Below are 23,360 nucleotides of genomic sequence, written 5' to 3'. Positions count from 1 at the left end.
GCACCGCCTCCAGGCCGAACAAAGTGTCATATGCGCCTAAATATCGGCGCTTTCGCCCTGCCTGGGGCACAGCACCCGACGCTGGAGCGTCGCCTGCAATGCCTCGAATTTCACCGGTTTGCCCAGGTAATCGATCAACGCGCCCGACGGGCAGCACGCCTGGCCCAGGTTCGGGCTGACTACCAGCACCGGCAGCTCTTCACAGCCGGATAAAGCGCGGATCTGGCAGCAAACCGACACACCGTCCAACGGCGGCAATTGGCAATCGAGCAGTACCGCATCGAAGCGCTCGCCGTGCAGCAGCTCCAGCGCGGCGCGGCCGCTGTCGGCGGTGCGCACCCGATAACCCAGCTTGAGCAACATGCCGCGCATGACCAACTGATCGATGTTGTTGTCATCCGCCAGCAGCACCGTGCAATCCTGGGGCTGGCGCGAGCCCTGGCGGGCCCCGAAGGAAAACGGCGTCGGGACCGCCGCTGGCAGGGCGACGTCAAATTCCACGTCCAGCTGGAAACGGCTGCCGCGACCGGGCTCGGACGTGTGGGTCAGGCGTCCGCCCAGCAGTTCCACCAATTGCCGACAGATCGCCAGGCCAACGCCGAGACCGCCGTATTCCCGGGTCATCGAGCCGTCGAGCTGGAAGAAGCGCTGGTACAAGGTCGCTTCCCCCAGGTCGGTAAAACCGATCCCGGTGTCGATGACGGCGAAAGACAACACCACCCGACCAAACTCCGTCGGCCGGCCGCTGACACGCAGGGCCAGGCCGCCCACCCGGGTGAACTTGATGGCATTGTCCAACAGGCATTCCAGGCTTTGGGCCAGTTTGCCGCTGTCGCCGAGCAAGCGGTCCGCCAGGCCCGGGGCTACGTCGACCTTGAAATCCAGGCCCTTGGCCGCGGCATTGGCGCCGAACTGCACCTGCAGCGCATCGACCACCCCGCGCAGGCTGAACGGCGCCGGATAGACCCTGAGCTTGCCGGCCTGCAACTCGGTGAGGGTGAGCATGCCGTTGACCATGCGCATCATGTCCCGCGCCGAACCGGCGGCGGTCTGTTGATACTGGGTCAGTTCCTCGTCCATCTCGACGGTTTCCATCAACTCCAGGGAGCCGATTACGCCATTCATCGGCGTGCGCAGTTCGTGGGTCAAGGTGGCGAGGAATTCATCCTTGAGCTTGTTGCCGTGGGCCAGTTGCTGGTTGAGCACTTCGAGCTTCTGCCCGGCGTCCAACAGGGTCTGGGCCTGCTGTTCGCGCATGGCATTGATGCGATCGGCCAGGGCCAGGGACAACAGCGCCACTTCGATGGCCGAGCCGATCTGGCTGGCGTACATGGTCAGGAAGACGTTCGGCAGGTAACCCAGCACCATTAAGGTATTGATGATGCCTCCCAGCAGAAACGCCGACCAGGCAATGATGAAATAACGCGCCACCCGCAGGCCACGCCACCAGGCGAACAGCCCGGCGGCGAAGATAGCCACCGTGAACACCAGCGCCAACGCCGTGGCCAGGCGCAGCGCCAGGGCATAGCTGGTCATCAGCGACAGGCCGACCACCACGGCGCTGTAGGCGATCAATGCGAGCAGCAAGCGATCCATCCAGCGGCCATGCTGGGCGGTTTGCAGGAAGCTGCGGGCAAACTGGCTGCCGAACAGCCCCGCGCAACCGATGAAGAACGGTGTCGCGGCGTTGGCCCACCAGGGGTTGTCCGGCCAGAAGTACTCGACGGCGGCGCCATTGACCGACAACTGGTACAGGCCGAACGAGGCAATATAGAAGATGTAATAGAGGTAGCTGGTATCGCGCACGCTCAGGTAGATGAACAGGTTGTACACCAGCATCCCCAGCAGCACGCCATAGATGATGCCCAGCACATACAGGCGCACCGGCTGTTGCTCGAGGTACGCGGTGCTCGACCACAGCGTCAACGGCGCCTGGATCGAACCCTGGCTTTGCAGGCGCAGGTAGACGGTCTGCCGCTGCTCGGGCTTGAACGCCAGGCTGAACAAGTAATTGTTCTGGCGGATTTCGCGATTGGCGAATGGCAACGCGTCACCGGTCTGGCGAACCAGGCGATAGGCTCCCGCCGCGTCGGGCAGGTACAAATCGAGGTGGTCCAGCGGCGGGTACGCCAGCTCCAGCAGCCAGGTGCGCTGGGCGTCCGGATTGGCGGGGCGATAGTGCAGGTCGATTTTCAGCCAGAAGGCTGACCGGGAGTAACCGGCGTTCAGCGTGGTTTTATCGTGGGGTTTGAAAGCACCCGCCGCGGATTGGGCCAGGACCTCGTCAATAGTGGCCGTGCCGGCCGCGTCTTCGAACACTTGCAGGGCATGGCCCAAGGGCAGGCTTTGGGTGAATTCATCGAATTCGAGGGCACTTGCCAGCGAGGGCAAGCACAGCAGCAACATCAGCAAATAGCGCATTTAAGCCCCAGCGTGGCCTGTCCGGTTGAGTCAGGAAGCCCCCCATTCCCTGAGTAGACGTAAAACCGGCATTACCTGTTATGTGTTGGATCCATCTCTAGCATAGCCGTTGATGGCCAATTTGCACCATTGAAATTTTTCCGACAGAGGGCTCTAGAACGGGCGTTTCAGAGCAAAGCATTGAGATAGAGCTGTTGCATTGGTCAGGTCGCAATTTCGTCGGCGCGGAGTTCTATTGTGGCGAGGGGATTTATCCCCGTTGGGCTGCACAGCAGCCCCAATAATTGTCGCCGCGCTATACCAGCCAGTTTGAATGGGGGCGCTTCGCACCCCAGCGGGGATAAATCCCCTCGCCACAGATGACCTCCATCATCACAGGTACACGCCGACCAGACGGGTTTGGTGGTAAGCTCGCGCACCATGAATATCTACAGCTCTCGCCCCGTTGTCCTCTGTCTCTCCGGCCATGATCCCAGTGGTGGCGCCGGCTTGCAGGCAGATATCGAAGCCCTGCTCGCCCAGGGTTGTCACGCCGCCCCGGCCGTTACCGCATTGACCGTGCAAGACACCGTCAACGTCAGCGATTTCCGTGTGCTCGACCGTGAGTGGGTGCTGGCGCAAGCCAATGCCGTGCTCAACGATGCCCAAGTGGCAGCAGTCAAGCTGGGAATGCTCGGCTCACTGGAAATGGTCGACACGGTGGTCGAACTGCTCCAGGCGCACCCGCACCTGCCGATGGTCTGCGACCCGGTGCTGCGCGCCGGCGGTGGTGGGCGCCTGGGCAAGGATGAGGTCGGCTACGCCATGCGCGAACGCCTGTTGCCCCTGGCGATCATCGCCACCCCCAACCTGCCTGAAGCACGCATCCTCGCCGAACTGCCCGACGGCAGCGCCGACGAGTGCGCGGAAAAACTGCTGCCCTTCGTCAAACACCTGTTGATCACCGGTGGCCACGGCGACGAACATGAAGTCCATAATCGCCTGTACAGCCGCGATGGCCGCCGCGAAACCTTTACCTGCCAGCGCTTGCCTGGCAGCTACCACGGTTCCGGCTGCACCCTGGCCAGCGCCCTCGCCGGTCGGCTGGCCCAGGGCGAACAGCTCGCCAGCGCCGTCAAGACAGCGCTGGACTACACCTGGCGCACCTTGCGCGATGCCGAACAACTGGGCAAAGGCCAGTTCGTCCCGCGTCGCCTGCCGCTGGATTTCTGCTCGTAGCACCGGAGGCCTGTGGAATGAAATTACGTGGCCTTTACGCCATCACCGATAGCCAATTGCTGGCCGGCAAGTTCCTCGCTTATGTAGAAGCAGCGCTGGAAGGTGGCGTGACCCTGCTGCAATACCGCGACAAAAGCAGCGACGAGGCCCGCCGCCTGCGGGAAGCCGAAGCCCTGCGCAACCTGTGCGAGCGCTACAAGACCCAGTTGATCATCAACGACGACGCCGAGCTGGCCGCACGCCTGGGCGTCGGCGTGCACCTGGGGCAGACCGACGGCCCGTTGGCGCCGGTACGGGCATTGCTCGGGCACAAGGCAATCGTCGGCGCCACCTGCCACGCCAACCTGGCATTGGCCGAACAGGCCGCCAGCGAAGGCGCCACCTATGTCGCGTTCGGGCGCTTCTTCAATTCCAACACCAAGCCCGGCGCCCCCAGCGCAAACCTTGAACTGCTCGAACAGGCGCACATCAAACTGCATATCCCGATCTGCGCCATTGGCGGCATCACCCTGGAGAACGCCGCCCCGCTGGTGGCCCACGGGGTCGACCTGCTGGCGGTGGTCCACGGCCTGTTCGGCGCCGACAGCACCGCTGAAGTGACGCGCCGTGCCCGCGCCTTCAACGCGCTGCTGCAGATCAAATAGTCCATTTTTCGTTTTCGAGAGCCCAACCATGTCCCGTTCCGAAACCCTGTTTGCCAATGCCCAGAAACACATCCCCGGCGGCGTGAACTCGCCTGTTCGTGCGTTCAAGAGCGTCGGCGGCACCCCGCTGTTCTTCAAGCACGCCGAAGGCGCGTACGTCACTGACGAAGACGACAAGCGCTATGTCGACTACGTCGGCTCCTGGGGCCCGATGATCCTCGGCCACAGCCATCCGGACGTGCTGGATGCGGTGCGCAAGCAATTGGTCCACGGCCTGTCCTACGGCGCCCCGACCGCGATGGAAACCGAGATGGCCGACCTGGTCTGCTCGATCGTGCCGTCGATGGAAATGGTGCGCATGGTCAGCTCCGGCACCGAGGCGACCATGAGCGCAATCCGCCTGGCGCGGGGCTACACCGGTCGCGACAGCATCATCAAGTTCGAAGGCTGCTACCACGGCCACTCCGACAGCTTGCTGGTCAAGGCCGGCTCCGGCGCACTGACCCAAGGCGTGCCGAGTTCGGCCGGCGTACCCGCAGCCTTCGCCAAGCACACCCTGACCCTGCCGTTCAACGACCTCGAAGAAGTCGAGAAGATGCTCGGCGAAGTCGGCCAGGAAGTGGCGTGCATCATCGTCGAGCCGGTGGCCGGCAACATGAACTGCGTACCACCGGCGCCGGGTTTCCTCGAAGGCCTGCGCAGCCTGTGCGACCAGCATGGCGTGGTGTTGATCTTCGACGAAGTGATGACTGGCTTTCGCGTGGCCCTCGGCGGCGCCCAGGCCCATTACGGCGTCACGCCGGACCTGAGCACCTTTGGCAAGATCATCGGCGGCGGCATGCCGGTGGGCTGCTTCGGCGGCAAACGCAAGATCATGGAGTGCATCGCCCCGCTGGGCCCGGTTTACCAGGCGGGTACGCTGTCGGGCAACCCGTTGGCCATGGCCGCCGGCCTGACCACGCTACGCCTGATCAGCCGCCCGGGCTTCCACGCCGAACTGACCGACTACACCACCCGCCTGCTCGACGGCTTGCAGATCCGCGCCGATGCGGCCGGCATCCCCTTCGTGACCACCCAGGCCGGCGGCATGTTCGGCCTGTATTTCAGCGGCGCCGATGACATCGTCACCTTCGAAGACGTCATGGCCAGCGATGCCGATCGGTTCAAGCGTTTCTTCCACCTGATGCTCGACGGCGGCGTGTACCTGGCCCCGAGTGCGTTCGAAGCCGGCTTCACCTCCATCGCCCATGGCGAGACCGAGCTGAAGATTACCCTCGACGCGGCCGAACGGGCCTTCGCGGCACTGAAGTAAGCCTGTGGATAACTGACGCTGGCTGACGCCGGCGTCAGTGATTGCTGACAACCCCCCGCCCTTTTCCTACGTATTTATGCCCGAAGCTGCTATTAGCATTCCCTCGCAGCAGAAAAACGAGTAAAGACTTTGTAAGGATGGCCCCGCTTATTTCATAATGCGCGCTTATTGGATCCCCTGGAGGGTCCGCGCGCCCCTCAGAGGTAAGTCGATTCCCATGAACCGCACCGGCCGCACCCTTGCCTTGGGCTGCCTGTTGCTCCTTCAGCCGCTGCTGGCGAATGCACAGGCAGGCGGCAACTCGTTGTTGATCCCGGCGCTGGGCCGTTGCACGCTCAACACCCAGCCACAAGATCTCGCACCGGCACTCGACGCCTGTCAAAAAGCGGCGGACGCAGGTGATGCACAAGCGCAATACGAGTTGGGCGAGTTCTACTACGAAGGCAAGACTGCACCGCGCGACCTCAAGCAAGCCCTCAACTACTTCGAAAAAGCCTCGCTGCAAGGCCATGCCCAGGCGCAATTCAAGCTCGGTGGCATGTTCTTCCATGGCGAAGGCGTGCCGGCCAACAACGTCCAGGCTTATATCGTGCTGAAGATGGCCGCGGTCAACGGCGCCGAAGAAGCCCTGGACACCGCCGACGAAGTCGCCGAGCAGATGCCTCGCGATGAATTGGAAGTGGCGACCCAGGTGCTGGGGCAGATCTTTCGCAAATACCTGATGGAATTGCAGAACGCCGACGGACGTACGCCTTTTTCGCCGTTGCCCTGAATCCACCACGGCCTTCTGTGGCGAGGGGATTTATCCCCGCTGGGCTGCGAAGCGGCCCCAAAGCAGTCAACTCAATCAATCTCTAATACCGAGGTGTCAGGTTTTAGGGCCGCTTCGCGCCCCAGCGGGGATAAATCCCCTCGCCACAAAGGCCGCGCTCGGCTTCTTTTCTCTTAACTGACTGGCAACTACTTTTCAGGCATCGGCATCGGAAACGGCATCACATTGCCGACCGCGCCGCGGGCTTCGCTGATTTTCGGGGTGCCCAGGCGTTCGACTTCGTCGATGCGCACGATCGAGTGCATCGGCACGAAGCTGCGCACCACGCCTTCGAACTGCGCCTTGAGCTTTTCCTCGCTCGGGTCGACGACCACTTGCGTGCGCTCGCCAAAGACGAACTCTTCCACTTCCAGGAAGCCCCACAGATCACTTTGATAGATCTGCTTGGCGTACATTTCGAACACCTGGCCCTGGTTGAGGAAAATCACCTTGTAGATTGGAGCTTCACGTTTGGTCATGGCTGGCGAAACACATCGGCGGGTAAAAATGAGGGCGCGAACTATAGCATAGCCACTGTTCGCGCAGCGGTAGGAACCGGGGGACTTGTTCCCTATAATGCGCGGTTCTTTGAATCACGTGATGAACCCGTCCATGGCCAAGAAGCTTTACATCGAAACCCACGGTTGCCAGATGAACGAGTACGACAGCTCGCGCATGGTCGATCTGCTGGGCGAACACCAGGCCCTGGAAGTCACCGCTCGCGCCGAAGACGCGGACGTGATCCTGCTCAATACCTGCTCCATCCGCGAACGTGCCCAGGACCGGGTGTACTCCCAGCTCGGCCGCTGGCGTGAACTGAAGCTGGCCAACCCGGAGATGGTCATCGCCGTGGGCGGTTGCGTGGCCAGCCAGGAAGGCGCGGCCATTCGTGATCGCGCGCCCTACGTGGACGTGGTCTTCGGCCCGCAGACCTTGCACCGCCTGCCGGAGATGATCGACGCCGCCCGCAGCACCAAGCTGCCGCAAGTGGACGTCTCGTTCCCGGAAATCGAAAAATTCGACCACCTGCCCGAACCGCGCATCGATGGCCCCAGTGCCTATGTGTCGGTGATGGAAGGCTGCAGCAAGTACTGCACGTTCTGCGTGGTGCCATATACCCGCGGCGAAGAAGTCAGCCGGCCGTTCGACGACGTGATCGCCGAGATCATCCACCTGGCGGAAAACGGCGTGCGCGAAGTGACCCTGCTGGGGCAGAACGTCAACGGCTATCGCGGCCTGACCCATGACGGACGCCTGGCGGACCTCGCCGAACTGATCCGCGTCGTGGCGGCAGTGGACGGCATCGACCGCATCCGCTACACCACCTCCCATCCGCTGGAGTTCTCCGACAGCCTGATCCAGGCCCACGCCGAGGTTCCCGAACTGGTCAAGCACCTGCACCTGCCGGTGCAATCGGGCTCTGACCGGATCCTTGCGGCCATGAAGCGCAACCACACGGCGCTGGAGTACAAATCCAAACTGCGCAAGTTGCGCGCCGCCGTGCCAGGTATCTGCATCAGCTCGGACTTTATCGTCGGCTTCCCCGGCGAAACCGAGAAAGATTTCCAGCAAACCATGAAGCTGATCGAAGACGTGGGCTTCGACTTTTCCTATTCCTTCGTCTACAGCCAACGCCCTGGCACCCCGGCGGCCGACTTGGCGGACGAAACCCCGGAAGAACTGAAAAAAGAACGGCTCAACGCCTTGCAACACCGCCTCAACCAGCAGGGCTTCGAGATCAGCCGACAGATGGTCGGTTCCGTCCAGCGGATTCTGGTGACCGATTATTCGAAAAAAGACCCGGGCGAGCTGCAAGGACGCACCGAAAACAACCGCATCGTCAATTTCCGCTGCGACACCCCGGCCCTGATCGGCCAGTTCGCCGACGTGCACATCGACGCCGCGCAACCGCACTCGCTGCGGGGTTCGCTCATTCAGTGAGCACTTATTCCCCTGTGGGAGCGGGCTTGCTCGCGAAAGCGGTAGATCAGACAACACATGCGCTGAATGTAAGACCGCCTTCGCGAGCAAGCCCGCTCCCACAAAAGACCGCGCCGGTCGCCGGAACCAGATTCGCCTGTTTAAGAGCTTTCGCACCCAGCCTACTGGCGTTATCCTTGATTTCACCCTAATTGCCCCTGGGCGGCTAAAAACGACCTTGAACGCACCCATCGAACCACATCGCTTTATTCTCGAGCCCTTTGAGGCTCGCCGCTTCGCCAATCTGTGCGGGCAATTCGACGAGCATCTGCGCTTGATCGAACAGCGCCTGGCCATCGAGATCCGCAACCGCGGAAACCAGTTCGAACTGATCGGCGAACCCAAGCACACCACCTCCGCGGAAAACCTGCTGCGCCGTCTCTACCGGGAAACCAAGGGGAGCGAGCTGTCGCCGGATACGGTCCACCTGTTCCTCCAGGAGTCGGCTGTCGAAGAACTCGACAACCCCGCCCCGTCGGAACCTGCCGTGGCCCTGCGCACGAAAAAAGGCATGATTCGCCCGCGCGGCTTGAATCAGCAGCGCTACGTGAAGGAAATCCTCGGCAACGACATCAACTTCGGCATCGGCCCGGCCGGTACCGGCAAGACCTACCTGGCCGTGGCCTGCGCCGTCGATGCGCTGGAACGCGAACAGGTGCGGCGTATCCTGTTGGTGCGACCGGCGGTCGAAGCGGGTGAAAAACTCGGCTTCCTGCCCGGCGACCTGGCACAGAAGATCGACCCGTACCTGCGCCCGCTCTATGACGCGCTGTATGAAATGCTCGGCTTTGAATACGTCGCCAAGCTGATCGAGCGCCAGGTCATCGAGGTCGCGCCACTGGCCTACATGCGTGGCCGAACCTTGAACAACAGCTTCATCATCCTCGACGAAAGCCAGAACACCACGGTCGAGCAGATGAAAATGTTCCTGACCCGGATCGGCTTCGGCTCCACCGCCGTCATCACCGGGGACATCACCCAGGTCGACCTGCCCCGGGGCACCAAGTCCGGCCTGAACCATGTGATCCAGGTGCTCAAGGACGTGCCGGGCATCAGCTTCACGCATTTCATGCCCAAGGACGTCGTGCGCCACCCGTTGGTGCAGCGCATTGTCGAAGCCTACGAGCGTTTCGAGCATCGCGCCGAGGAAGAGTTGGCCGAAAGCAAAGGCAATGGCCGCAATGCTTGAACTCGACCTGCAAGTGGCCTGTGAACACGCCGCCCCCAGCGAAGCCCAGTTCCGCCAATGGTGCGAACTGGCCCTGCGCCAGCGCAGCGCCGATTCCGAGCTGACGATCCGCCTGGTGGACGAGCCCGAAGGCCGCGAGCTGAACCACACCTGGCGGCAGAAAGACTACGCCACCAACGTGCTGTCGTTCCCCGCCGATGTTCCCGACGAATTGCTCGACATCCCGCTGCTGGGCGATCTGGTGATCTGCGTCCCGGTGGTGGAACGTGAAGCGGCGGAACAAGACAAGACATCCGAGGCCCATTGGGCCCATCTGGTGATTCACGGCTGCTTGCATCTATTGGGTTACGACCATATAGAAGATGACGAAGCCGAAGAAATGGAAGCGCTGGAACGAACGTTGCTTGCAGAGCTGGGTCATCCCGACCCCTACGCCGGCGACGAACACTGATACATCAACCTGTAACGACAAAGGATTCAGAGTAATCGCTATGAGCGAAGATCGATCGACCAACGGGCAGAAGTCATGGCTGGGCAAGCTCACCCAGGCTTTTGCCCATGAGCCGAAAAACCGCCAGGAGCTGCTGGAGCTGCTGCGCGATGCACACCAGAACAAACTGCTGGACAGCGAAGCGCTGGCCATCGTCGAAGGCGCCATCCAGGTCGCTGACCTGCAAGTGCGGGACATCATGGTCCCGCGCTCGCAGATGGTCAGCATCAAGGCGACCCAGACCCCGCGTGAATTCCTGCCCGCCGTGGTCGACTCCGCTCACTCGCGCTACCCAGTCGTCGGCGAGAGCCATGACGATGTCATGGGCGTGCTGCTGGCCAAGGACCTGCTGCCGCTGATCCTCCAGGAGAACGGCGACAGCTTCAACATCAAGGACCTGCTGCGCCCGGCCACCTTCGTGCCCGAGTCCAAGCGCCTGAACGTGCTGCTGCGTGAATTCCGCGCCAACCACAACCACATGGCCATCGTCATCGACGAATATGGCGGCGTGGCCGGCCTGGTCACCATCGAAGACGTGCTCGAGCAGATCGTTGGCGACATCGAGGACGAGCACGACGTCGAGGAAGACAGCTACATCAAGCCACTGCCCAGCGGCGACTTCCTGATCAAGGCCCTGACGCCGATCGAGAACTTCAACGAATTCTTCGACAGCCAGTTCTCCGACGATGAGTTCGACACCGTCGGCGGCCTGGTGATGAGTGCTTTCGGGCACCTGCCCAAGCGCAACGAAACCACGGAAATCGGCTCCTGGCGCTTCCGCATCCTGAATGCCGACAGCCGTCGGATTCACTTGCTGCGCCTGTCACCCATTGGCCGATAACCCCTGCGAGACCCGCTAAGGACACACATGCGCTGGACAACCCGCCCCGGCTGGCCCGGTAACTTGCTGGCCGTGGCGGCCGGTGCGATCACCACCCTGGCCTTGGCGCCGTTCGATATCTGGCCGCTGGCATTGCTGGCGGTCGGTTTGTTCTACGCCGGGCTGCGCGAGCTTTCGCCGCGCCAGGCCTTGGGCCGTGGCTGGTGTTTCGGTTTCGGTTTGTTTGGCGCCGGCACCAGTTGGATCTACGTCAGCATCCACAACTTCGGTGGCGCCTCGGTGCTGCTCGCCGGGTTCTTGATGCTGCTGTTCATCGCCGCCATCGCCTGGTTCTTCGCCCTGCCCGCCTGGTTGTGGGCGCGCTGGTTGCGCCGCAACGAGGCGCCACTGGCCGATGCCCTGGCATTCGCCGCGCTGTGGCTGGGCCAGGAAGCGTTTCGTGGCTGGTTTCTCACCGGGTTCCCGTGGCTGTATTCCGGCTATAGCCAGCTCGACGGCCCCCTGGCCGGCCTCGCGCCATTGGGCGGGATGTGGCTGATCTCCTTCACCCTCGCCCTGACCGCCGCGCTGCTGTACAACGCGCCCCGGTTGCTCCGCGGCGCCCGCAAAGGCTTTATTGCCGCGGGCGTGTTGCTGCTGATCGGCCCATGGGTGGCCGGCATGGCGCTCAAGGGCCACGCCTGGACCAGCCCCTCGGGCAACCCGCTGAGTGTCGCGGCGATCCAGGGCAACATCGAACAAAGCATGAAATGGGACCCCGACCAGCTCAATGCGCAGCTGGCGCTGTACCGCGACATGAGCTTCGCCTCCAAGCGCGTCGACCTGCTGATCTGGCCGGAAACCGCGGTGCCGGTGCTCAAGGAGTCCGCCCAGGGCTACCTGGACATGATGGGCAACTTCGCCGCCGAACGGCAGTCGGCGTTGATCACCGGCGTGCCGATCCGGCAACTGGTGCGCCACGAAAAGCGTTACTACAACGGCATCACCGTGACCGGCGAAGGTGACGGTACTTATTTGAAGCAAAAGCTCGTGCCGTTCGGCGAATACGTGCCCCTGCAGGACCTCCTGCGCGGCCTGATCGCCTTCTTCGACCTGCCCATGTCGGACTTCGCCCGGGGCCCGGCCGACCAGCCGTTGCTGCAAGCCAAGGGTTACCAGATCGCGCCGTTCATCTGCTATGAAGTGGTCTACCCGGAGTTTGCCGCCAGCCTGTCGGCGCGCAGCGACCTGCTGCTGACCATCAGCAACGACACCTGGTTCGGCACCTCGATCGGCCCGTTGCAACACCTGCAAATGGCCCAGATGCGCGCCCTGGAGGCCGGCCGCTGGATGATCCGCGCCACCAACAACGGCGTGACCGGCCTGATCAACCCCTTCGGCCAGATCACCGCACAGATCCCGCAATTCGAGCGCGGCATCCTGTATGGCGAAGTAGTGCCGATGCACGGCTTGACCCCGTACCTGCAATGGCGCTCGTGGCCGCTGATCGTTTTGTGTGTGTTGTTGCTGGGCTGGGCGCTGATGGCGAGCCGGATGGCCAGGACGGTTTGACTCGTTCCCCCCATGTGAATGAAAAACCCTGTGGCGAGGGAGCTTGCTCCCGCTGGCCTGCGCAGCAGGCCCTTTTTTTGGGGCCGCTTCGCGACCCAGCGGGAGCAAGCTCCCTCGCCACAATAGCGTTCATTTCAATTATTCAGCGATAAAACAACCAATACCCCACCAGCCCCACCGCCTCGTTCATCAGTTGCCCCGACTGCCAGATCGCCTTGAACTCCGGCATCCAGCCACCCAGTGGCCGGGCGTTGTCCTGGCCCAGGAAACCCACAGGTGCCGGCACCACTTCAAATCCCGAGCGTTCGAAACTCCAGGCCGCCCGCGGCATGTGCCAGGCCTGGGTGACCACCACCACTCGCTTGATGCCGGCGGGCAGCAGGATTTCGGCGCTCATCTGGGCGTTTTCCCAGGTCGTGCGGCTGCGCTCTTCCTGCCAGCGCACGGTCACGCCGAAATCATCGCGCATCGAGTCAGCCATCAGCCTGGCCTCGCTGGGCGGGGTGCCGTAGTGCAAGCCCCCGGTTGTCAGCACGGGCAAGCCCGAAGCCTTGGCCAGCCGCGCCGCATAACGCTGGCGCTCAAGACCCACACCGGTGGGCTGGTCGGCCCCCCAGGCCGGGTCACCGCGCTCGCGACCGGAGCCCAGCACCACGATGGCGTCGGCACGCTGGGCCAGGCTCGCCCAGTCACTGCGCAGTAGCGGTGGATCACGCTCCAAGGCCTTGGCGCTCCACTGCACCACCACCGGCAGGCTCATCAGCCAGAAGCCGCCCAAGCCCACGACGAAACACAGGCGGGCCAGGCGCGGTCGTGAATGGCGCCACCACCAGGCAAGCGCCAACAGCAGCAAAAGAATGCCGGGTGGCAATAAAAGTTGTTTGATGAAATAGCGAAACGGCATCGGGCATCTCCATAGATGCCCGAAGCCTAGGTGGGTTGACGCAAAGCGACAACAGATTCGAAAAAACCTTGAATCAAAAAAAGCGACACGCGTGAATCCGGCGTTACTTGAACTGCAGTGACCGGACCTTTACAGCATCCTTGTCAGGCGTCCGGTCCTTGAGCCACACGACTTTGGCCGAACGGGGCGCATCGAGACGCTTGTTTGCCTGGGCCCCAATAGCAGGGGCCTGGTGCCCGACCTGCTCAAGGTAGGCCTTGACCAGTTCGAACTCTGCGGGGCTCAAGCCACGCAGTTCCAGCTCTGCCGGACGCTCATCACGCAAGCGACCGGCGGTTCTTGCAGCGTCCAGGGCCACCCCGAGACGATCGATCAATTTTTCATACAACTCAGGTGTAGCGACTTTTCGTTGTGATTCAACCATCCCTCACCTCATTGAAGATAAGACTCACTCCCCATTGAGAAGCTTAGCTTCGCTGGGCAAACCGGCAGGGCGCCGCGACCAACGGCCCTGAACACGGGTCATCGCCTGGGGTCGTCGATGGTCGACACGCAATCTAAGGTTTCCCTCGGTAGAGCGCGGTCATGTATGCTACGGCGCTTCCTGTAACTCCACTTCCAGCTTGGCTGGGCATCGAAAACGCCACATTCGGCGTCGTCTGCGCCCAGCATCGCCACGAAGAGGATTGGGCCACCCCATTCAGTACAAAAGTAGCCATGCACGAACACTACCAGCCCCGTGAAATCGAAGCCGCCGCCCAGTCGTTCTGGGACGAGCAAAAGTCCTTTGAAGTCAGTGAACAGCCAGGTAAGGAGACTTACTACTGCCTGTCGATGTTCCCTTACCCCAGCGGCAAGCTACACATGGGGCACGTGCGCAACTACACCATCGGCGACGTGATCTCCCGTTACCAGCGCATGCAAGGCAAGAACGTCCTGCAACCCATGGGTTGGGACGCCTTCGGCATGCCGGCGGAAAACGCCGCGATGAAGAACAACGTGGCGCCCGCCAAGTGGACCTACGAAAACATCGCCTACATGAAATCCCAGCTGCGCAGCCTGGGCCTGGCGGTGGACTGGTCCCGCGAAGTGACCACCTGCAAGCCCGACTACTACCGCTGGGAACAATGGCTGTTCACCCGCCTGTTCGAAAAAGGCGTGATCTACCGCAAGAACGGCACCGTGAACTGGGACCCGGTGGACCAGACCGTACTGGCCAACGAGCAAGTGATCGACGGGCGCGGCTGGCGCTCCGGCGCGCTGATCGAAAAGCGCGAGATCCCGATGTACTACTTCAAGATCACCGCCTATGCGGATGAACTCCTGGAGAGTCTCGACGAGCTGACCGGCTGGCCCGAGCAGGTCAAGACCATGCAGCGCAACTGGATCGGCAAGTCCCGGGGCATGGAAGTCCAGTTCCCGTACGACGTCGCCTCCATCGGCGAAGCCGGCACCCTGAAAGTCTTCACCACCCGCCCCGACACGCTGATGGGCGCCACCTATGTGGCCGTGGCCGCCGAGCATCCGCTGGCGACCCTGGCCGCCCGCAAGAACCCTGAGCTGCAGGCGTTCATCGCCGAATGCAAAGGCGGCAGCGTCGCCGAAGCCGACGTCGCCACCCAGGAGAAGAAAGGCCTACCGACGTCGCTGTTCGTCGAGCACCCGCTCACCGGTGAGAAGCTGCCGGTGTGGGTCGCCAACTACGTGCTGATGCACTACGGCGACGGCGCGGTCATGGCCGTGCCGGCCCACGACGAGCGTGATTTCGAATTCGCCCACAAGTACAACCTGCCGGTCAAAGCGGTGGTGCGCACCAGCGCCGGCGACCAGACCCCGGCACCTTGGCAGGACGCCTACGGCGAACACGGCGAGCTGATCAACTCCGGCGAGTTCAACGGCCTGGATTTCGCCGGTGCGTTCGACGCCATCGAAGTCGCCCTGATCAAGAAGAACCTCGGTGCCTCGCGCACCCAGTTCCGCCTGCGTGACTGGGGCATCAGCCGCCAGCGCTACTGGGGCTGTCCGATCCCGATCGTGCATTGCGACACCTGCGGTGACGTACCGGTGCCGGAAGACCAACTGCCTGTGGTCCTGCCGGAAGACGTCGTACCCGACGGCGCCGGTTCGCCCCTGGCACGCATGCCTGAGTTCTATGAGTGCAGCTGCCCGAAATGCGGCGCGCCAGCCAAGCGCGAAACCGACACCATGGACACCTTCGTCGAGTCCTCCTGGTACTACGCCCGCTACGCCTCGCCGCACTATGAAGGTGGCTTGGTGGAAAAATCCGCGGCTGACCATTGGCTGCCAGTGGACCAGTACATCGGCGGCATCGAACACGCCATTCTCCACCTGCTCTATGCGCGCTTCTTCCACAAGCTGATGCGCGACGAAGGCCTGGTGAGCTCCAACGAGCCGTTCAAGAACCTGCTGACCCAAGGCATGGTGATCGCCGAGACTTATTATCGTCGCGAAGCCAACGGTGCCTACACCTGGTTCAACCCGAGCGACGTCGAGCTCGAACGCGACAGCAAGGCCAAGGTCATCAGCGCCAAGCTGATCGCCGACGGCCTGCCGGTGGAAATCGGCGGCACCGAGAAGATGGCCAAGTCGAAGAACAACGGCGTCGACCCACAGTCGATGATCGATCAGTTCGGCGCGGACACCTGCCGCCTGTTCATGATGTTCGCCTCGCCACCTGACATGAGCGCCGAATGGTCCGACTCCGGCGTCGAAGGCTCGCACCGCTTCCTCAAGCGCGTCTGGCGCCTGGCCCAAGCCCATGTCACCCAGGGCCTGCCGGGCAAACTGGACGTCGCCGGCCTGAACGACGAGCAGAAAGCCGTTCGCCGCTCGATCCACCTGGCCATCAAGCAGGCCAGCCATGACGTCGGCCAGAACCACAAGTTCAACACCGCCATCGCCCAGGTGATGACGCTGATGAACGTGCTGGAAAAAGCCGCCCAAGGCACCGAGCAGGATCGCGCACTGATTCACGAAGGCCTGGAAGCCGTGACGCTGTTGCTGGCGCCGATCACGCCGCACATCAGCCACGAGCTGTGGAATCAACTGGGTCACGCCGACCCGGTGATCGATGCACGCTGGCCGCTGGTGGACGAAACCGCGCTGGTGCAGGACAGCCTGACCCTGGTCATCCAGGTCAACGGCAAGTTGCGCGGCCAGATCGAAATGCCGGCCGCCGCCACTCGCGAAGAAGTCGAAGCCGCTGCACGGGCCAACGAAAACGTGCTGCGCTTCGTCGATGGCCTGACGATTCGCAAAGTGATCGTCGTGCCCGGCAAGCTGGTCAACATCGTCGCAAGCTAATTGGATCGGGCGCCTGGCTCGAGCCTGGCGCCGAATACAACCTGCGGGGTCGCCTGGTCGACCCCCATAGGGTTCAAGGGGAGCAACAAGATGATCAAACGTAATCTGCTGGTAGTGGGCCTGGCGGTCCTGTTGAGCGCCTGCGGCTTCCAACTGCGCGGCACCGGCACCACCGAGCTGGCGATCAACGAACTGGACCTCAGCGCACGGGACGCCTATGGCGAAACCGTCAAGATGCTGCGCGACAACCTGGAAAACAGCGGCGTGAAAGTCTACGGCGGAGCGCCGTACAAGCTGGTATTGACCCGTGAACAGCAAAGCCAGCGCAGCCTGAGCTATGCCGGCGCCGGTCGTTCGGCCGAATACGAACTGAACAACGTGCTGAGCTATGAAATCCGCGGCCAGAACGATCTGGTGCTGCTGGACGACAAGCTGGAGGTACAGAAGGTCTACCTGCACGACGGCAACAACATCACCGGTTCCGACCAGGAGTCGAGCGAAGTGCGCGACGAAATGCGTCGTGACCTCGTGCAACGCATGATGCTGCGTCTGCAACAGCTGAGCCCGGCCCAACTGGACCAGCTGCAACAGACCGCCGACGCCAAGGCCAAGGCCGAAGCCGAAGCGCTGGAAGCGGCACGCAAGGCTGAAGCGGAAACCCCGCAGCAGTCGCCAATGCAGATCCCGGCTGAATAAGCCTTGCGGGGCGCTCCGGCGCCCCGCTCGCCTTCTCTTATGAAGCTCGCTCCCGCCCAACTCGGCAAACACCTGCAAGGCGCGCTTGCGCCCGTCTACATCATCAGCGGCGATGACCCGCTGCTGTGCCAGGAAGCCGCCGACGCCATCCGCTGCGCCGCTCGCCAACAAGGCTTCGACGAACGCCAGGTCTTCGCCGCCGATGCCAGTTTCGACTGGGGCACGCTGCTGCAAGCCGGGGCGAGCATGTCGTTGTTCGCCGAAAAACGCCTGCTGGAACTGCGCTTGCCGTCTGGCAAGCCCGGTGACAAGGGCGCCGCCGCGCTGATCGAATATTGCTCGCGCCCGGCCGAAGACACGGTGCTACTCATCAGTTTGCCGAAACTTGACGGCAGCGCGCAGAAGACCAAATGGGGCAAGGCCCTGGTGGAAGGCCCGCAGACCCAGTTCGTGCAGATCTGGCCGGTGGACGTCAGCCAGTTGCCCAGTTGGATTCGTCAGCGCCTGTCCCAGGCGGGCCTCTCGGCCACCCAGGACGCAGTGGAGCTTATTGCCGCCCGGGTCGAGGGCAACCTGCTGGCCGCTGCCCAGGAAATCGAAAAGCTCAAGCTGATGGCCGAGGGCGGGCAGATCACCGTGGAAACGGTGCAGGCCGCCGTGGCCGACAGTGCGCGCTTCGATGTCTTCGGGCTGACCGATGCGATCCTCAACGGCGAAGCCGCCCACGCCTTGCGCATGCTCGAAGGCCTGCGGGGCGAAGGCGTCGAGCCGCCGGTCATCCTCTGGGCCCTGGCTCGGGAGCTGCGCCTGCTGGCCAACCTGTCCCTGCAATACAGCCAGGGCGTACCGCTGGACAAAGCCTTCAGCCAGGCCCGCCCGCCCGTGTGGGACAAGCGCAAACCGCTGATGAGCAAGGCCCTGCAGCGTTATTCCGCGTCGCGCTGGGCGCAATTGCTGCTCGAGGCCCAACGCATCGACGCGCAGATCAAGGGCCAGGCCGCGGGCTCGCCGTGGATGAGCCTCAGTCGGTTGTCGCTGTTGATGGCCGGGCAGCGGCTGCCCTTGCCTGCCGAGTAAGCAATTTCTTCCGCCCGCAGAGCTTTTTGTGGCGAGGGAGCTTGCTCCCGCTGGGGCGCGTAGCGGCCCTGTTTTTTGGGGGGCTGCTGCGCAGCCCAGCGGGAGCAAGCTCCCTCGCCACAAAAGCGCTTCACCTCAGATGACATTTCCTACGCAATGCAGGGACTGGACAACCACCCAACTCTGTCCCATGATTTGCCCCGCAAAACCACCCCACGAGAGATCCCATCATGAGCAAAAAGCCATCCAGGCATGGCCCCAACAAGGCCAAGTCCATCGTCGCCCAGCCCCTGTTCCGCAGCCGCCAGGAACGACCCGCCAAGGGCAAGGGCAGCTACCGCCGCGAAGCCTTCCAGTCTGACAACTGGGAGGCTTCTTGCTTTCTGGCCGCTTGAAACACTCGGACAAGCCCTACGCCCCTTTCGCATGATAAGGTCAGCACCTGATTTGTATTTCTGGACCCGTGCATGCCCTTCTGTCTTTCCCATCGTTGGCCACTGCGCCAAATGATTGTTGCCGCAAGCGTTGTCCTGCTTGTCGCCTGCGCCGAAAAACCTACCGCCGCCGACGCCCAACCACTCCCGACAGCTCCCGTCGTGACCGCGCCTGCCATCGTGCCGCCCGTGGTGCCCACCGGTGACGACTTGGTGATTGCGCCCACCCAGACCTTTGCTGAATGGCAGGCCGGGTTTCGCAAGGAAGCGCTGGCCGCCGGGATCCGTGCCGATTTGTTCGACCGCGCGTTTGTCGGCGTCAGCCCGGACATGAGCGTGATAAAGGCCGACCGCAGCCAGCCGGAATTTACCCGTCCCGTGTGGGAATACCTCGACGGCGCGCTGTCGCCACTGCGAGTCAACAAGGGCAAGAGCCTGATCCAACAGCACGCCCAGATCCTGCAAAGCATCGAGCAGCGTTATGGCGTCGATCGCGAGGCGCTGGTGGCGGTATGGGGCATGGAGAGCAACTTCGGCCAGTTCCAGGGCAGCAAGTCGGTCATCAACTCCCTGGCGACCCTGGCCTACGAAGGACGGCGCCCGGGCTTTGCCCATGCGCAATTGATCGCCGCGCTGCAGATCCTGCAACAGGGCGATATCACACCGGAAAAAATGCTCGGTTCCTGGGCCGGTGCCATGGGCCAGACCCAGTTCATTCCCACCACGTATAACACCCATGCAGTGGATTTCGACGGCGACGGGCGCCGCGACATCTGGGGCAGCTCCACCGACGCCCTGGCCTCGACCGCGCACTACCTGCAAAGCTCCGGCTGGCAGCGCGGGCAGCCGTGGGGGTTCGAGGTCTCGCTCAACGAGGGCTTCGACTACACGCTGGCCGATGGCACGATCCGCAAGCCTGTCTCCGAATGGATGCGGCTAGGCGTTGCAGAATATGGCGGCTTGCCGATCGCCCCCGAGGACAAGCAGCTCTCGGCGTCCTTGCTCCTGCCGGCTGGCCATCGCGGTCCGGCGTTCCTGATCTTCGATAACTTCCGCGCCATCCTCAAGTACAACAATTCATCGTCCTATGCCTTGGCGGTCGGGTTGTTGTCGAAGCGCTTCAGCGGTGCGGGGTTGGTCTATGGCCAATGGCCAAAGGAAGACCTGCCCCTGAGCCGCAGCGAACGCGTGGAACTGCAAACCCTGCTGGGCAAGCACAACTACGACGCGGGCAACCCCGACGGCATCATCGGCGCCAACACCCGCAAAGCGATCCGCAGCGCCCAGCAGTCGTTCGGCTGGCCGGCGGATGGGTATCCGACGCACCAACTGCTTGAGGCGTTGCGCAAGCGCTGAATGGGCGTATGGCGGCTACCGCTTTCGCGAGCAAGCCCGCTCCCACATTCGACCGTGTTCTCATGAAGAAACGCGATCATCTGTGGGAGCGGGCTTGCTCGCGAAGACTGACTTGCAGGCGCTACATGATTAGCGGCTGACCACCACATCCTGCTCCAACACCAACCGCTTCTCTCCCGCATCCAGCGTCACCAATGCCCCCATGGGCAAGGTCAGGTTCGGATCGCAGTGCCCGCTGCGCCAGCCGGACAACACCGGGATGCGCAACGGTGCGAAGGTCTGCTTGAGCAACCGGTTCAACGCCTCGAGGTCTACCCCCGCTATATCCCCTACCAGGACCCCGCGCAACTTCGCCAGGGTGCCCGCCAGTCGCAATTGAGTCAGCAGGCGATCGATGCGATACAGCGGTTCGTTGACATCTTCGATGAACAGGATCACCCCTTCGGCGTCGATCTGATAGGGCGTGCCCATGGTCGCGGCGATGATCGACAGGTTGCCACCCAGCAGACGTCCGTGGGCGATGCCCGGCCCGACGGTGGTCAATGGGTAGGCCGCAGGATGGTTCAGCGCACTGCCGGCCTTTACTTGCCCACGCAGCAGGCTGAAGAACGAGGTGACGGTTGGGGGCTCCTTGTCGCCCAGGAGGTCGGCGTTGAGCAGTGGGCCGTGGAAGGTTACGAAGCCGGTGTAGCGGTTGATGGCCAGGTGCAGGGCGGTGATGTCGCTGTAGCCTATGAATGGCTTGGGGTTGCGGCGTATGAGGTCGAAGTCGATGCGATCCAGCAGCCGGGGGGTGCCGTAGCCGCCGCGCAGGCAGATGATGGCTTTGATTTCTGGGTCGGCGAAGGCGGCGTGCAGGTCGTTGAGGCGTGTGTCGTCGCTGCCGGCGAGGTAGCCGTCTTTTTCGTAGACGCCTGGGAAGATGCGCAGTTCGTGGCCCCTTGCGCGCATCCATTGGGTGGCTTTTTCGGTGTCCAGGGGGGCGGGGCCGGCTGGGGCTATCACTCCGATCAGGCCTTCTATAGGGAGAGCTGGGACTGGGTGGTGTGGGGTTAGGGCCATGGGGTTCCCGGTTTTTTCGGCGTGCTTTGTGTGTATATCCGTTTTTTGTGTAACGGCCACTTAGGGTTCCGCTCTTACAGCGGGTCACTTTTGGAAGAGCGCCAAAAGTAACCAAAAACGCTTTGCCCCACCACTCGGCACCTCGCCTAGGCTCGGTGTGCCCTCACTCCGGCATTGCTCCGTGGGCCGCCGCGAAGGGCCATCCATGGCCCAGCGCGGCTATCCCGGCATCCATGCCGGGATGCCCACTGCGCAATGCCTGCGTTCGGCCAGCGTGGTTTAACGGGGCGTCTCAGATCAAGATCAAGATCAAGATCAAGATCAAAAGCGGTCGGGGCTGGCATTTTATGTGGCTGCACCACTGCTATCGCGAGCAAGCTCGCTCCCACATTGGATCTTCAGCGGACACAAAACTTATATATACCGCAAAAACCTGTGGGAGCGGGCTTGCTCGCGAAGAGGCCGACACATTCAACATCACCGCAAACTGACCCACCGCCCTCGCGAGCAAGCTCGCTCCCACATTAGATCTTCAGCGGACACAAAACCCATATACACCGCAAAAACCTGTGGGAGCGAGCCTGCTCGCGAAGAGGCCGGCACATCCAACATCACCGCAAACTGACCCACCGCCCTCGCTAGCAAGCTCGCTCCCACAATTGGATCGAAGTACGACTGCCAGAGCCAGGTCGGCTATCAGGCCGCCTCGCTTTGGCTTTTGATCTTGATCTTGATCTGGGGCGCCCCGTTAACCACGATGGCCGAACGCAGGCATTGTGGAGTGGGTATCCCGGCATGGATGCCGGGATAGCCACGCTGGGCCATGGATGGCCCTTCGCGGCGGGCCCACGGAGCAATGCCTTCGTTCAGGCATGCCGAGCCTAGGCGAGGCACCGAGTGGTGGGGCAAGAGCGTTTTGGTTACTTTTGCGCTTTTCAAAAGTGACCCGCCGTAAGGGCGGAACCAAAAGTAGCCGTTACCGAAGAAACGGATATACACACCACCCCAAAAACCAACGCTAAAAAATCAGGACCCGAGCAACTCAGCCTTGACCAACTTAGCCTGCTCATCCGCATGATACGAAGACCGCACCAACGGCCCCGAAGCCACGTTCTTGAACCCCATCTTGTACCCTTCCTCGGCAAACCAGGCAAAGGTATCCGGATGCACAAAACGCTGCACCGGCAAGTGGCTACGGGAAGGCTGCAGATATTGGCCCAAGGTCAGCATGTCAATGTCATGCTCACGCATGCGCTTCATGACCTCGATAACTTCCTCATCCGTCTCACCCAAGCCCAGCATCAAGCCAGACTTGGTCGGAATGTGCGGCATCATCTGCTTGAAGCGCTGCAGCAAGGTCAGCGACCACTGGTAATCCGAACCCGGACGCGCGGCCTTGTACAGGCGCGGCACGGTTTCCAGGTTGTGGTTGAACACATCCGGCGGCTCGGCGGCGGTGATTTCCAGGGCGATGTCCATGCGGCCACGGTAATCGGGCACCAGGGTTTCCAGCTGGACGTTCGGCGACAGCTTGCGGATCTCGCGGATGCAGTCGGCAAAGTGCTGGGCACCGCCGTCACGCAGGTCGTCGCGGTCCACCGAGGTGATGACCACGTACTTGAGTTTCAGGTCGGCGATGGCGATGGCCAGGCTTTCCGGCTCGTTGGTGTCCAGCGGCTTCGGACGGCCGTGGCCGACGTCACAGAACGGGCAACGACGGGTGCAGATGTCGCCCATGATCATGAACGTGGCGGTACCGCCGGAGAAGCACTCGCCCAGGTTCGGGCAGGAGGCTTCTTCGCAGACGCTGTGCAGCTTGTGCTTGCGCAGCAGGGCCTTGATCCGGTCGACTTCCGGGGACACCGGGATGCGCACGCGGATCCAGTCAGGCTTCTTCGGCAATTCGGTGGTCGGGATGATCTTGACCGGGATGCGTGCAACCTTCTCGGCGCCGCGCAGCTTGACGCCGGCCTCTACCTTGGCACGCGGGGCCGGACGCTCGGTGACGTCCAGCGTCGGGATCATGGTTTGCACTGCATCAGTAGTCATA

Annotated in this window: 20 protein-coding genes; 14 read left to right on the top strand and 6 right to left on the bottom strand. The window is 62.5% G+C overall.

Annotated elements, in window-relative coordinates; all coding sequences use genetic code 11:
• Window positions 1-36: 36 nt before the first annotated feature.
• Window positions 37-2,421, bottom strand: a complete 2,385-nt coding sequence (locus tag HU715_RS16260; protein WP_186706552.1) for a hybrid sensor histidine kinase/response regulator — start codon at window positions 2,419-2,421, stop codon at window positions 37-39.
• A 420-nt stretch (window positions 2,422-2,841) separates the two neighbouring features.
• On the opposite strand from HU715_RS16260, the gene HU715_RS16255 reads away from it, so the two are divergent.
• From HU715_RS16255 to HU715_RS16240, 4 genes are all read left to right on the top strand, one after another.
• Window positions 2,842-3,639, top strand: a complete 798-nt coding sequence (locus HU715_RS16255) for a hydroxymethylpyrimidine/phosphomethylpyrimidine kinase (protein ID WP_186706553.1) — start codon at window positions 2,842-2,844, stop codon at window positions 3,637-3,639.
• 17 nt (window positions 3,640-3,656) lie between these two features.
• Entirely contained in the window at window positions 3,657-4,283 is a 627-nt protein-coding gene (thiE, locus tag HU715_RS16250) for a thiamine phosphate synthase (RefSeq protein WP_186706554.1), read from the top strand.
• Between the two features lie 28 nt (window positions 4,284-4,311).
• Entirely contained in the window at window positions 4,312-5,595 is a 1,284-nt protein-coding gene (gene hemL, locus HU715_RS16245; RefSeq protein ID WP_186706555.1) for a glutamate-1-semialdehyde 2,1-aminomutase, read from the top strand.
• A 217-nt stretch (window positions 5,596-5,812) separates the two neighbouring features.
• Window positions 5,813-6,367, top strand: a complete 555-nt coding sequence (locus HU715_RS16240) for a tetratricopeptide repeat protein (RefSeq protein WP_186706556.1) — start codon at window positions 5,813-5,815, stop codon at window positions 6,365-6,367.
• A 188-nt stretch (window positions 6,368-6,555) separates the two neighbouring features.
• Here the strand turns inward: HU715_RS16240 and HU715_RS16235 are convergent, their stop codons facing one another.
• Complete coding sequence (locus tag HU715_RS16235; protein ID WP_003185742.1) at window positions 6,556-6,885, bottom strand: DUF1820 family protein; 330 nt, start codon at window positions 6,883-6,885, stop codon at window positions 6,556-6,558.
• A gap of 133 nt (window positions 6,886-7,018) precedes the next feature.
• Between HU715_RS16235 and miaB the strand changes: the two genes are divergently transcribed.
• The 5 genes from miaB (at window position 7,019) to lnt (ending at window position 12,457) form a co-directional block, all read left to right on the top strand.
• Complete coding sequence (miaB, locus tag HU715_RS16230) at window positions 7,019-8,347, top strand: tRNA (N6-isopentenyl adenosine(37)-C2)-methylthiotransferase MiaB (RefSeq protein ID WP_186706557.1); 1,329 nt, start codon at window positions 7,019-7,021, stop codon at window positions 8,345-8,347.
• 217 nt (window positions 8,348-8,564) lie between these two features.
• A complete protein-coding gene (locus HU715_RS16225; RefSeq protein ID WP_186706558.1) occupies window positions 8,565-9,575 on the top strand; it encodes a PhoH family protein in 1,011 nt (336 codons plus the stop codon).
• Window positions 9,568-10,026, top strand: coding sequence for an rRNA maturation RNase YbeY (ybeY, locus tag HU715_RS16220; protein ID WP_186706559.1), 459 nt, complete (start codon window positions 9,568-9,570; stop codon window positions 10,024-10,026). Before HU715_RS16225 ends, ybeY begins: the two co-directional genes overlap by 8 nt.
• Before the next feature lie 40 nt (window positions 10,027-10,066).
• Window positions 10,067-10,906, top strand: coding sequence for a CorC family transporter (locus HU715_RS16215; RefSeq protein WP_186706560.1), 840 nt, complete (start codon window positions 10,067-10,069; stop codon window positions 10,904-10,906).
• 27 nt (window positions 10,907-10,933) lie between these two features.
• Entirely contained in the window at window positions 10,934-12,457 is a 1,524-nt protein-coding gene (gene lnt / locus HU715_RS16210) for an apolipoprotein N-acyltransferase (RefSeq protein ID WP_186706561.1), read from the top strand.
• Between the two features lie 142 nt (window positions 12,458-12,599).
• On the opposite strand, the gene HU715_RS16205 is transcribed toward lnt, so the two are convergent.
• Window positions 12,600-13,361: a YdcF family protein gene (locus HU715_RS16205; protein WP_186706562.1), complete on the bottom strand. Its 762-nt coding sequence runs from the start codon at window positions 13,359-13,361 to the stop codon at window positions 12,600-12,602.
• Between the two features lie 103 nt (window positions 13,362-13,464).
• Window positions 13,465-13,785: a hypothetical protein gene (locus tag HU715_RS16200; RefSeq protein WP_181289424.1), complete on the bottom strand. Its 321-nt coding sequence runs from the start codon at window positions 13,783-13,785 to the stop codon at window positions 13,465-13,467.
• 293 nt (window positions 13,786-14,078) lie between these two features.
• Here HU715_RS16200 and leuS point away from each other — a divergent pair, with 293 nt between their 5' ends.
• The 5 genes from leuS to HU715_RS16175 all read left to right on the top strand — a co-directional run bounded on the left by leuS (window position 14,079) and on the right by HU715_RS16175 (window position 20,248).
• Complete coding sequence (gene leuS, locus HU715_RS16195) at window positions 14,079-16,685, top strand: leucine--tRNA ligase (RefSeq protein ID WP_186706563.1); 2,607 nt, start codon at window positions 14,079-14,081, stop codon at window positions 16,683-16,685.
• Between the two features lie 90 nt (window positions 16,686-16,775).
• A complete protein-coding gene (locus HU715_RS16190) occupies window positions 16,776-17,381 on the top strand; it encodes an LPS-assembly lipoprotein LptE (RefSeq protein WP_186706564.1) in 606 nt (201 codons plus the stop codon).
• A gap of 39 nt (window positions 17,382-17,420) precedes the next feature.
• A complete protein-coding gene (gene holA / locus HU715_RS16185) occupies window positions 17,421-18,458 on the top strand; it encodes a DNA polymerase III subunit delta (RefSeq protein WP_186706565.1) in 1,038 nt (345 codons plus the stop codon).
• 230 nt (window positions 18,459-18,688) lie between these two features.
• Window positions 18,689-18,853, top strand: coding sequence for an alternative ribosome rescue factor ArfA (gene arfA / locus HU715_RS16180; protein WP_030140368.1), 165 nt, complete (start codon window positions 18,689-18,691; stop codon window positions 18,851-18,853).
• A 72-nt stretch (window positions 18,854-18,925) separates the two neighbouring features.
• A complete protein-coding gene (locus HU715_RS16175; RefSeq protein ID WP_186706566.1) occupies window positions 18,926-20,248 on the top strand; it encodes a lytic murein transglycosylase in 1,323 nt (440 codons plus the stop codon).
• Between the two features lie 129 nt (window positions 20,249-20,377).
• Here the strand turns inward: HU715_RS16175 and HU715_RS16170 are convergent, their stop codons facing one another.
• Together HU715_RS16170 and lipA are read right to left on the bottom strand one after the other, a co-directional pair.
• Complete coding sequence (locus HU715_RS16170) at window positions 20,378-21,310, bottom strand: S66 peptidase family protein (protein ID WP_186706567.1); 933 nt, start codon at window positions 21,308-21,310, stop codon at window positions 20,378-20,380.
• Between the two features lie 1,026 nt (window positions 21,311-22,336).
• Window positions 22,337-23,359 (bottom strand): lipoyl synthase, encoded by a 1,023-nt coding sequence (lipA, locus tag HU715_RS16165; protein WP_014340371.1) that lies wholly within the window; start codon window positions 23,357-23,359, stop codon window positions 22,337-22,339.
• Between the last annotated feature and the right edge of the window lies 1 nt (window position 23,360).

This window comes from Pseudomonas zanjanensis, from assembly GCF_014268745.2.
In the GTDB taxonomy this organism is placed as follows: Bacteria; Pseudomonadota; Gammaproteobacteria; order Pseudomonadales; family Pseudomonadaceae; genus Aquipseudomonas; species Aquipseudomonas zanjanensis.
This window is presented reverse-complemented; position numbering and strand designations above follow the sequence as displayed.